Below are 11,212 nucleotides of genomic sequence, written 5' to 3' on the forward strand. Positions count from 1 at the left end.
TTTGAAGATCCTCCCGGTTGAAGGTAGACGTCGTTCCGTTTCGGGTCTGTCGAGGCTTTCGGGTAGTTCTGTGATTGTCAGGCCTGGGATGCTGGGGTTCATGGCAGGGGAAAGTCCCTTTCAGGGTTGTGATGACATTGCTCTACTGACACCCACCTTAGTTAATTTGCTAGGAAAAAATAGTGTTAAATATCTTATCTGGTATGTTCGACTGGCCTCAGTATAAGAAAACCAGGTAGGTGGCCTAGAATTTCTATTCATGAGTGAACAGCTGCAGATCGGCAAAGTGGTCAAGTCCCATGGCATCAAGGGTGAAGTCGTGGTGGAGGTCAGCACCGACGACCCAGACATCCGCTACGCGGTAGGTGAAGTCCTCACAGGCAAGCAGGCGGGCAAGGAACATACTCTGAACATCCAGGCAGCACGCGCACACCAGGGACGCCTCTTGGTGAAGTTTGAGGAGGTGCCAGACCGCAACACGGCTGACTCCCTGCGTGGCACCCGCTTCTTCGCGGCCCCACTGGAGCGCGAAGACGATGAGGATGGCTTCTACGACCATGAGCTTGAGGGGCTCCGCGTCATCCATGACGGCGAAGATATTGGTGAGGTCACCGGTGTCATGCATGGACCAGCTGGTGAGATCCTCGAGGTCAAGCTCACCTCTGGCAAGGAAGCACTGATTCCCTTTGTCCATGCCATCGTCCCTGAGATTGACCTGGATGAGGGAACCGCCATGATCACCCCACCCGAGGGACTCCTGGATCTCTAAACACGTGAAGTCCTGAGAGGTTTTTACGGTCCCCGTGCTATTAACGAGCGGCACCATGAGAACCTAAGGGCCTGCGGGTTGATAGCCTTGACCTCTGAGGAGACAGGTCTCCACAGGTCAAGGTTTGTTTATCGCAATCATCACTTCCCCTGGCCACGGTGTACGACAGGGTTATGGGCGCACTGGTTTAATACTGAGCAATTCAATGTTCTCTGAGACACAGCCACTGATACTGTCCAGTTCCACAAAGGCTGCTTCTGTATCTCCGGGAGGGTAGATGCGCAGACCATCAGCTGGAACCAGGCCACAGCTGCCTGCCTCGAAGTTTTCCGCCCGTGTGATGCGCAGCGCTGCTGTGGCTGTGTCACCCGGTTGGAGTTCAACAGTCTCTGCTGGGACGTCCTCCCGTGTTGCTGGAGCACCCAGCTGGCTGCCATCGCCGGTGCCCACCAGGCTGACTCCCGGGAAACCATGGAGCTCACAGTCAGAACTGCCGTTGTTGGTGAAAGTGAGATCCATCAGCATGCTGCCGGCGGCACCCTGTTGATTGCTCACACCGATGGCCAGCCCACTGGTGGGGCAGGTACCTGGTGTTGGTGCAGGCGCTTGAGTGTCTGTCGGGGATTGTGTTGAAGGATCAGCAGGCGGAACTTCTAGTGAGTTTTCCGCGGATTCGCCTGCTGAACTGGCATTTGTCTCCGCGGCTATCCCGCTGACCGTTTCCGTGACAGTCGCAGGAGCTGCGTCTGGTGTGGTGTTCTCATCTGTGGAGGAACAGCTGGCAAGCACCGGTATGAGTGCCAGAAGAACAGCTGTGCCGAGGGCAGTGCGTGTGTTGGCTTTAGGCTTCATGGTTCCACGTTAGTGCCCTTGGTAGATTGAATGCCGTGACTAGTGCCAACAACAATGCCGATAAACGCCATCTCCGCTTGGATGTGGTGACCATTTTCCCGGAGTACCTGGATCCCCTGCGACATGCCCTGCTGGGCAAGGCTATCGAGGATGACTACCTGGCTGTCGGCGTACACGATCTTCGTGACTGGGCGACCGGTGGACACAAGGCTGTCGATGACACCCCTTATGGCGGTGGTCCCGGCATGGTGATGAAGCCAGAGGTCTGGGGGCCTGCACTTGATGATGTTGCCGCCGGTAGGGCAGCGGGTGAGCAGCTGAACTCCGCGACCCCGCACCGCGACGTGGCGCGCCATGATGAGCTGGCGGGCGTCGATAAGCGCAGTTATGAAGGCGAGGAGGACTCCGACCTCCCACTGCTGCTTGTGCCCACCCCGGCCGGCAAGCCCTTCACCCAGACCGATGCCCAGGCCTGGTCCAATGAGAGCCATATTGTCTTTGCTTGTGGCCGCTATGAAGGCATTGACCAACGCGTGATCGATAATGCCCGCAACCGTTACCGCGTGCGTGAGGTCTCCATCGGTGACTATGTGCTCATCGGTGGGGAGGTGGCGGTGCTCGTGATTGCTGAGGCTGTGGTCCGCCTGATCCCCGGTGTGCTGGGTAACCGTCGTAGCCATGAAGAAGACAGCTTCTCCGATGGTCTGCTGGAGGGTCCGTCTTACACCAAACCACGTCAGTGGCGGGGGCTGGACGTGCCGGAGGTATTGTTCTCAGGGAATCACGCCAAGGTGGATCGCTGGCGCCGTGATCAGGCACTGCTGCGCACCCAGCGTGTGCGGCCGGAGCTTCTTGATGGCGTTGGCCTCTCCCAGGAAGACCGCAAAACCCTCGGACTGAACTAAGCTCAGTTTCTTCCTCCAGACACCACTTTTAAGGACTTTGAGTGACTGAACAGTCAGACAACACCGCGGCAGACTCCCCGCAGAAGCCGGAACTGGAACTGCCCGGCTTCCTCACCAACCCGGGGAAGATGGACATTGTGCTCTTCGCGGCACTGATGGTGATGGCGGTGTACTCGATTGCCATGATCCCGCTACGTGCCTGGCTGCTGTCCCAACCGTTGGCCTACACGCTGCTGGTGGGTGGTTACACCAGTGCCGTGGTCGGTGGCGCCAATGCATCTGTGGGCAACGGCGTGTTCTGGGTCTACCTGCTGTGCACCGTGGTGGGTGCCGTGAAGTTCATGCCGGTGTACTGGCTGATGGGCCGGCGCTGGGGCATGGAGTTCATCGACATGTCACTGCAGTACATGCCACGCGCACACAAAGCTTTCCGACGTGCCGTGGAGAAAGAATCCACCAGCTTGTACGCCTGGGTGATCGGTTTGGTTCCTGTGGCTTACCTGCCGGGACCAGTGCCAGGCACCGTGGTCAATGCGGTGGCAGGACTGATCAAGATCCGCTTCCCACTGATCTTCCTGTGGAATGTCATCAGCATCCTCATGGTCAACGGCCTGATGATGTGGCTGGGCTACAGTTTCGGTGAACAGGTCCTCGATGTGGTCAACGTGGTCAATAAGTACCTGCTGTGGATCACCCTGGCACTGGTGGCGATCGCCATCTTCCGGGCCCGCAAGCAGGCTAAGAAGTAGGTTTTCAAGGTCGAATGCCCGCATCCACATCCTGGTGATGGTGGAGGCGGGTTTTGTTCTTTGTAGTGGTAGGGGGCTGTTTAGTCAAACCACAGACTGGTCAGCATGCCCTTTTTCATCATTGAAAATTGTTATATTGTCGGCAGCGACGGTAAGGCATCGAACATTGCGGAGTTATCCGTCTGGGTGGTGGGGATACGTGATAAAAGATCTGCGTCGTCTTCTTCGCCACCGAAAACCAATCCAATATGCCATCCCGGGAGCGGCCACGAGGGGCCAAACTGGTCTTCATGCAGGAAGATTCTACTGGGGGGAGTGTGCTTCTGAGTGATCATGCTGTGGGGTTCATTAATTCTGCTCAACTCGGACAAAACCCCGCCTGTGGCGGAGTACGGTGGGCAGCAAAGAATCAACGGCTGAAGGAGCCTGCCATGCGCGATGTATCCACCGATCTTAATATCCTCATCCGACCGGAGGAGTGGAAACGCTCCGTCGACGCCATGCCGGAACGCCTGAGAGCTTTAGGATATGAGGTCGCTGAGATCCACTCCGAACTGGTGGACCTCACCTGTGAACCCGACAACATGTTAGTCACTCACTTCGCACAGACCGAAGGATACCCACCGATCGCTGAAGCACTGCACCGTGTGGTGGTCAATGGACGCTCCGACGCAGACCTGAAGGAACTGACCCAGCTGGTGGTGAAGTCCATGCCCAAGGGCACCTACTGGTACGGAACCTCCCTGGAAGGTTCCATAGAGCCGGGCATCAATGCCGCCTGCGCCTGGCAGCACGGCAACTGACCTGAACTCACCCTTATGGGAATAGTCACCCAAGTAATCCTACCCATCCTGGTAGGAGTACATTTCCGGGGTTAGCCTGGAGGTATGAGCACCGATACCAGTCCCCAGGTTCCCGCCACTGCACAACCCAGACGGTTCCGGGAGTTCTTCGCCTCCCGGGACGGTGTGATCGCAACGGCGGCACTGATCGCCATCGTTGTCTATCTGATCCTCCATTTCGCCTTCGGTCTGGAGGGTGTTGCTGCTTCCTGGCCACTGGTGGTGATCGTCATGGGTGGAGGTATTCCCCTGGGTGTTGATGTGGTGAAGTCAGCCATCGTCACTCGTGGTGGGGCGGACACGCTGGCAGCGGTGTCCATCATCGCCTCTGTCCTGATGGGGGAATGGTTGGTGGCGGCCATCGTAGTGCTGATGCTGTCTGGTGGTGAGGCACTGGAGGAGGCGGCGTCGAAACGCGCTTCTGCAACCCTGGACGCACTGGCCCGGCGCGCCCCGCAGATCGCCCACCGCAGGCTGCCCGCTGGCAGCACTGAAGACATCGCCATCGCGGAGGTCCGGGTGGGTGATGAACTGGTGGTGCTGCCCCATGAACTCTGCCCGGTGGATGGTGAGGTGATCTCCGGACATGGTGCCATGGATGAGTCCTATCTGACCGGTGAGCCTTATGTGGTGAGTAAATCTGAGGGCTCAGAGGTGATCTCTGGTGCGATCAATGCTGATGACGCCCTGGTGATCAGGGCGACGGCTCTTGCGGAGGAGTCCCGTTATGAGACCATCGTGGGGGTGTTGCGTGATGCGGAGACCAATCGTCCGCAGATGCGTAGGATGGCTGACCGTCTGGGGGCCTGGTACACGGTGTTGGCTCTGGTGATGGGTGCCCTGGGGTGGATTATTTCCGGTGACCCCACGCGTTTCCTGGCGGTGGTGGTTATCGCCACGCCTTGTCCACTGCTCATCGGTGTTCCTGTGGCTATCATCGGCGCGATCAACCTGGCGGCCAAACGGGGCATCATCATAAAGAACCCAGGCATCCTGGAGGAGGTGTCCACGGTGGACACCGTCATGTTCGACAAGACCGGAACCTTGACATATGGCCGTCCGGTGATCACTCACCTCCAGACTGCTGCGGAATGGGAGGAGGATTACGCACTCGCCCTGGCAGCAGCCATCGAGCGCTATTCCCGTCATCCGCTGGCCACCGCGATTGTCGATGAAGCGGAAGCCAGGGGGGTGGAGGCACTCCCCGTCACCTCCATTTCAGAGAAGCCGGGCCAGGGATTGAGTGGTGTGGTCGATGGGCACCAGATCATGTTGACCAACCGCAAGGGGTTGTCTGATTCCTCCTTCCTGCCGCAGGATCAGGCGGGTATGGAATCGGTGATGCTCATCGACGGCAAGTTCGCCGCCTTTATCCAATTCCGTGATGAACCGCGTGCCGTCGCGAAGGACTTCATCGCACACCTTGCCAGGAAGCACGGGACCACGGAGATCATGATCATCTCCGGTGACCGTGCCTCAGAGACGGAGTACCTGGCAGACAAGGTCGGTATCAGCACCGTCCACGCAGGTGTGAGCCCTGAAGGAAAGCTGGCACTGGTCCGCGAATTCAATGAACGCGGTTCCACGCTCTTCCTGGGTGACGGCATCAATGACGCCCCCGCCATGGCTGCCGCCACCGTCGGTGTTGCCTTCGGCACGGGATCCGATGTCACCATGGAAGCAGCCGACGCCGTGGTGCTGGATTCCTCCCTGGAACGTCTGGACAATCTGCTCCACATCGGCAAACGTATGCGCCGTATCGCCCTGCAGAGTGTCATCGGTGGCATGGCGCTGTCCTTCCTGGGCATGGTGTTGGCGGTCTTCGGAATTCTGACACCACTGATGGGAGCCATCGCCCAGGAAGTCATTGACATCCTGGCCATCCTCAATGCCGCACGCGTGCCGTTCACCAAGAAGGAACTCACAGACTTCTGATTCCATGGCTAGAATCGCTGGAATGTCATTGATCTCAATTCCTGCCACCATTGCCCGCGAACTAGGAGTCAGGGAGGAGCAGGTGGTCGCTGCCTGCAAGCTTCTCGACGAAGGCAACACCGTTCCCTTCATCGCCCGTTACCGCAAGGAAATTACCGGCGGACTTGATGACACCCAGCTGCGCCAGCTCGAAGAACGTCTCACTTACCTGCGTGAACTGGAGGATCGCAAGGCGTCGATCATCACCGCCATCGAGGAACAGGGCAAATTGACTGATGATCTGCGTGCCCTGATTCTGGGTTGTGAGACCAAGGCACGTCTGGAGGATCTCTACCTGCCGTTTAAGAAACGCCGCCGCACCAAGGCAGATATCGCCCGCGAGGCTGGGCTTGAGGTGCTGGTAGACAAGCTGATCGATGTGCCGGGCACCGATGCTGTTGGTGCCGCCACCATTTTTGTCACCGAGGGTTTTGAAGACACCAAGAAGGTCCTTGAAGGAGCACGAGCCATCCTCATTGACCGCTTTGCCCTCGATCCTGATCTGGTGGGAGAGGTGCGCGAACAGATGTACAAGCGTGGTTCCCTGAGTGCCAGTGTGGTGGCCGGCAAGGAAACAGAAGGTGCGAAATTCAAAGACTATTTCGAGTTCAATGAGTCTTTCGGCTCTCTGCCATCACACCGCATCCTGGCACTGCTGCGTGGTGAGAATGAAGGCGTGCTCCAGCTGAACCTGGATGCTGGTGATGACATGCTCTATGAAGGCATGATTGCAGACCGCTTCAACCTGGACACCAAGACCTCTGCTTGGTTGGCCGAAGCCGTGCGCTGGGGCTGGCGCACCAAACTCTATGTCTCCTCCGGGCTTGATGTGCGCATGCGGTTGAAGGAGAAGGCCGAAGCCGGAGCCTTGGAGATCTTCGCCACCAATCTCCGCGATGTCCTTCTTGCCGCTCCTGCTGGACAGCGGGCCACCATCGGCCTGGATCCTGGTTTCCGCAATGGTGTGAAGGTGGCCGTGGTGGATTCCACCGGCAAGGCACTTGACACCACGATCGTTTACCCACACCAGCCACAGAACCGCTGGAATGACGCCGTGCAGGAACTGGCAGGTCTGTGCGCCACCCATGGTGTGGAACTGATGGCCGTGGGCAATGGAACAGCCTCCCGTGAAACAGAGAAGCTTGCCGGTGAGGTCGCCGACCTCATCAAGCAGGCCGGTGGTCAACGCCCGACCCCGGTGGTGGTCTCGGAGTCTGGTGCTTCCGTCTACTCAGCCTCTGAGATTGCAGCCGAGGAATTTCCAGATATGGATGTCTCCCTGCGTGGTGCGGTCTCCATCGCACGTCGCTTGCAGGACCCACTGGCGGAACTGGTCAAGATCGACCCCAAGGCCATCGGTGTAGGGCAGTACCAGCATGATGTGAATCAGCATGCCCTGGCCAAGACCCTGGACGGTGTGGTGGAAGATGCCGTGAACGCGGTGGGTGTCAATCTCAACACCGCTTCAGCACCGCTGTTGACCCGGGTGGCCGGTGTCAGTACCACCCTGGCCAACAACATCGTCGCTTACCGTGATGGCAATGGTCTCTTCGCCTCCCGCAAGGAATTGAACAAGGTGCCCCGCCTGGGGCCGAAGGCCTTTGAACAGTGCGCCGGCTTCCTGCGTATCAACGGTGGCAAGGATCCCCTGGATTCCTCTGCGGTGCACCCGGAGGCCTATCCGGTGGTGCGGAGGATCGCCAAGGCCGCAGGTGTGGATGTCGATGGTCTCATCGCTAACTCCGCCTTGCTGAGTACCTTGAGGCCGGGGGACTTCGCCGATGAGAAATTCGGTGTCCCCACCGTCACCGACATCATCGCCGAGTTGGACAAACCGGGCCGTGACCCACGTCCAGAATTCACCACCGCCACTTTCAAAGAGGGTGTGGAAAAGATCTCCGACCTGGTCCCCGGAATGATCCTGGAAGGTGTGGTCACCAATGTGGCAGCCTTCGGCGCCTTCGTTGATGTCGGAGTCCACCAGGATGGCCTGGTCCATGTCTCCGCGATGAGCAATAAGTTCATCTCCGACCCCCATGAGGTGGTCCGCTCCGGACAGGTGGTCAAGGTCAAGGTCATGGAAGTCGACACCGAACGCAAGCGCATCGGTCTCTCCCTACGCATGGAGGACGAACCCGGCCAGCCTGCCAAGAAGCCGCAGCGTGGTGGGCAGCGCAGCACTCCCCGTGGCGGGCAGCAGAAGAGCTCCAGCAGAGGAAGTGACAGCGGCGTCGACAAGCATGTCGGACAGTCCCGGGGTAGACAGCCCGCAGCATCTGCGTCCGCTGGCGGTGCCATGGCCGCAGCGCTCAAGCGCGCCGGACTGAGTGGGCGTTAAAGCCCTACTGCTCCGCGGGGATCTGGGTTAGGCTGGGATCCACCTACGTTTCTGTGACCGCGGTTACAGGGGTGTGGGGGAAGATGGCAGTCGGACGAAATATTTTATGTCAGACGCAGGATCCTCGTACCTGTCTGAGTAGAGACGCCTGTGGTTGAGCCCGACTGTTTCCACTGATCGTTGAAATCATCGAAAGGATGATGAGAGAAGATGAGTTCTAACAGTTTCAATTCCCGGGCACTACTCACAGTGGGGGAGAAGTCCTATGAAATCCACCGCCTGGACAGTGTCCCTGGCTCCGTCCGTTTGCCTTATAGCCTGAAGGTGCTCTTGGAGAACCTGCTGCGCAATGAGGATGGACACCTGGTCACCACTGCACAGGTGGAAGCAGTCCAGAACTGGAATCCGACAGAGGTCGGACACCACGAGATCCAGTACACCCCGGCACGCGTGCTCATGCAGGACTTCACCGGTGTGCCCTGTGTGGTGGACCTGGTAGCCATGCGTGATGCCATGACCGAACTGGGTGGGGATCCCAAGAAGATCAACCCCCTGATCCCCGGCGAGCTGGTCATCGACCACTCCGTCATCGCCGATGTCTTCGGCATCCCTGATGCCGCCCGCCAGAACTCTGAGCTGGAATTCCAGCGCAACCAGGAGCGCTACCAGATGTTGCGGTGGGCACAGCAGTCCTTCAGTGACTTCGTGGTCGTACCTCCAGACACCGGCATCTGTCACCAGGTGAATCTGGAGTACCTCTCCCGCGTGGTCTTCACCCGTGATGGTGCAGATGGTGTGGTCCAGGCTTATCCGGACACCCTGGTGGGTACGGATTCGCATACCCCGATGGTCAATGGGCTGGGTGTGCTCGGTTGGGGAGTCGGCGGTATCGAAGCAGAAGCTGCGATGCTCGGCCAGCCCATGAGTATGCTGCTGCCAGAAGTCATCGGCATCAAGATCAGCGGGGAACTACCCGAAGGCACCACCGCCACCGACCTGGTGCTCACCGTCGCAGAGACCCTCCGCGAGACCGGTGTGGTGGGTAAATTCGTGGAGTTCTTCGGACCCGGCGTGGCCAACATCCCACTGGCCAACCGCGCTACCCTGGGAAATATGAGCCCGGAGTACGGCGCCACCTGTGCGATCTTCCCCGTGGATGAGGAAACCCTCAACTACATGAGGCTGACGGGACGTTCCGAGGAGCAGATCAACCTGGTTGAGGCCTATGCCAAGGAACAGGGTATGTGGCATGATCCCGAGAATCCGGCAGAATACACCCAGGTCATTGAGCTGAACCTGGCTGATGTGGTGCCCTCGATCGCCGGACCCAAGCGTCCCCAGGACCGCATTGAGCTGGGTGACGCCCCGGCAACCATCCTGAGTATCCTCCACGGCGAAGGGGTGATCACCGGTGGTAATGACGGTGGTGTCGATGACGCCTCCGCGGATTCCTTCCCCGCCAGTGACCCCATCTCCACCAGCTCGGGGCATGCCGCGGATGAACCCCCACGCCACCTGAGCAGGGAACAGCTCACCGCCAACGCCAAACTCGGTTGGCCAAGTAACCCCGTGGACGTGGTCATCGGTGACACACCGGCAATCGTCGACCACGGTGACGTGGTCATCGCAGCGATCACCTCCTGCACCAACACCTCCAACCCCTCGGTGATGATCGGGGCCGGACTGGTGGCCAAGAAGGCTGTGGAAGCCGGCCTGGTGACCCGACCCTGGGTGAAAACCACCCTGGCCCCGGGATCTCGCGTGGTCACCGACTATCTCGACCGCGCAGGCTTGAGCCCCTACCTGGACAAGCTCGGCTTCAACCTGGTTGGTTATGGTTGTACCACCTGTATCGGCAACTCCGGACCGCTGATCCCCGAGGTCAGTGCCGCAGTCAGGGGAGAAGACCTCAACGTCTCCTCAGTCCTTTCCGGAAACCGTAACTTCGAAGGCCGCATCCACCCCGAGGTGAAGATGAACTTCTTGGCCTCACCACCACTGGTCATCGCCTACGCACTGGCAGGCAGCATGCACACCGACCTCCTCAGCGAACCCCTGGCGAAAAACCAGGAAGGTGAAGACATCTACCTGCGTGATATCTGGCCCTCCGCGGCAGAGATCAAGGAAGTCGTGGAAGCCACCGTGAAATCCGAACTCTTCCTCGAAGGCTATTCCGATGTCTTCACCGGTGATGAGAACTGGCGGGGCATGGATGTGCCCGTGGGCGATAAATTCGCCTGGAATGGGGAATCCACCTATGTACGCAAACCCCCCTACTTCGACGGCATGGAAGTGGAACCAGCACCGGTCCGCGATATCGCCGGGGCCCGCGTCCTGGCACTGCTCGGCGATTCCGTGACCACCGACCACATCTCACCAGCAGGTGCCATCAAAGTAACCTCACCGGCCGGCCGCTACCTGCAGGAACAAGGTGTCGCGCCGGGAGACTTCAACTCTTATGGCTCCCGCCGCGGTAACCACGAGGTGATGGTGCGTGGCACCTTCGCCAATATCCGCCTGCGCAACCAGGTGGCCCCCGGCACCGAAGGTGGTATGACCAAGCACTTCCCAGATGGGGAGGAGATGAGCATCTTTGACGCTGCGATGCGCTACGCCGATGAAGGTGTGCCACTGGTGGTCATCGCCGGTGCGGAATATGGCTCTGGTTCCTCCCGTGACTGGGCAGCCAAGGGCACCACCCTGCTGGGTGTGAAGGCGGTCATAGCACAGTCCTATGAGCGCATCCACCGTTCCAACCTCATCGGCATGGGGGTGCTGCCCCT

8 protein-coding genes are annotated in these 11,212 nt (G+C 59.1%); 7 read left to right on the forward strand and 1 reads right to left on the reverse strand.

Going from position 1 to position 11,212, the window contains the following annotated elements; all coding sequences use genetic code 11:
* Positions 1-259 precede the first annotated feature (259 nt).
* A complete protein-coding gene (rimM, locus tag Q0M74_RS10565) occupies positions 260-769 on the forward strand; it encodes a ribosome maturation factor RimM (protein ID WP_293954209.1) in 510 nt (169 codons plus the stop codon).
* A gap of 171 nt (positions 770-940) precedes the next feature.
* Here rimM and Q0M74_RS10570 read toward each other — a convergent pair whose 3' ends face one another.
* Entirely contained in the window at positions 941-1,621 is a 681-nt protein-coding gene (locus Q0M74_RS10570) for a DUF4232 domain-containing protein (protein ID WP_293954211.1), read from the reverse strand.
* A gap of 26 nt (positions 1,622-1,647) precedes the next feature.
* Here Q0M74_RS10570 and trmD point away from each other — a divergent pair, with 26 nt between their 5' ends.
* The 6 genes from trmD to Q0M74_RS10600 form a co-directional block, all read left to right on the forward strand.
* Complete coding sequence (gene trmD / locus Q0M74_RS10575) at positions 1,648-2,526, forward strand: tRNA (guanosine(37)-N1)-methyltransferase TrmD (protein ID WP_293954213.1); 879 nt, start codon at positions 1,648-1,650, stop codon at positions 2,524-2,526.
* Positions 2,527-2,654: 128 nt separating this feature from the next.
* Positions 2,655-3,275 (forward strand): hypothetical protein, encoded by a 621-nt coding sequence (locus Q0M74_RS10580; RefSeq protein ID WP_366088201.1) that lies wholly within the window; start codon positions 2,655-2,657, stop codon positions 3,273-3,275.
* A gap of 431 nt (positions 3,276-3,706) precedes the next feature.
* Positions 3,707-4,078, forward strand: a complete 372-nt coding sequence (locus tag Q0M74_RS10585) for a hypothetical protein (RefSeq protein WP_293954217.1) — start codon at positions 3,707-3,709, stop codon at positions 4,076-4,078.
* A gap of 84 nt (positions 4,079-4,162) precedes the next feature.
* Positions 4,163-6,052 (forward strand): heavy metal translocating P-type ATPase, encoded by a 1,890-nt coding sequence (locus Q0M74_RS10590; RefSeq protein ID WP_293954219.1) that lies wholly within the window; start codon positions 4,163-4,165, stop codon positions 6,050-6,052.
* Between the two features lie 22 nt (positions 6,053-6,074).
* Positions 6,075-8,429 carry a Tex family protein gene (locus Q0M74_RS10595; RefSeq protein ID WP_293954221.1) on the forward strand — a complete coding sequence of 785 codons (2,355 nt, stop codon included), beginning with the start codon at positions 6,075-6,077 and terminating at the stop codon, positions 8,427-8,429.
* Positions 8,430-8,639: 210 nt separating this feature from the next.
* On the forward strand, positions 8,640-11,212 hold a 2,573-nt coding region (locus Q0M74_RS10600), incomplete at its 3' end, for an aconitate hydratase (protein WP_293954224.1).

Origin of the sequence: uncultured Corynebacterium sp., assembly GCF_945649885.1 — a bacterium.
In the GTDB taxonomy this organism is placed as follows: domain Bacteria; phylum Actinomycetota; class Actinomycetes; order Mycobacteriales; family Mycobacteriaceae; genus Corynebacterium.

Coding starts and splice junctions, on each gene's coding strand:
- Q0M74_RS10595 (WP_293954221.1), top strand. CDS start 6,075: ATGTCATTGATCTCAATTCCTGCCACCATTGCCCGCGAACTAGGAGTC.
- Q0M74_RS10590 (WP_293954219.1), top strand. CDS start 4,163: ATGAGCACCGATACCAGTCCCCAGGTTCCCGCCACTGCACAACCCAGA.
- rimM (WP_293954209.1), top strand. CDS start 260: ATGAGTGAACAGCTGCAGATCGGCAAAGTGGTCAAGTCCCATGGCATC.
- Q0M74_RS10580 (WP_366088201.1), top strand. CDS start 2,655: ATGGACATTGTGCTCTTCGCGGCACTGATGGTGATGGCGGTGTACTCG.
- Q0M74_RS10570 (WP_293954211.1), bottom strand. CDS start 1,621: ATGAAGCCTAAAGCCAACACACGCACTGCCCTCGGCACAGCTGTTCTT.
- Q0M74_RS10585 (WP_293954217.1), top strand. CDS start 3,707: ATGCGCGATGTATCCACCGATCTTAATATCCTCATCCGACCGGAGGAG.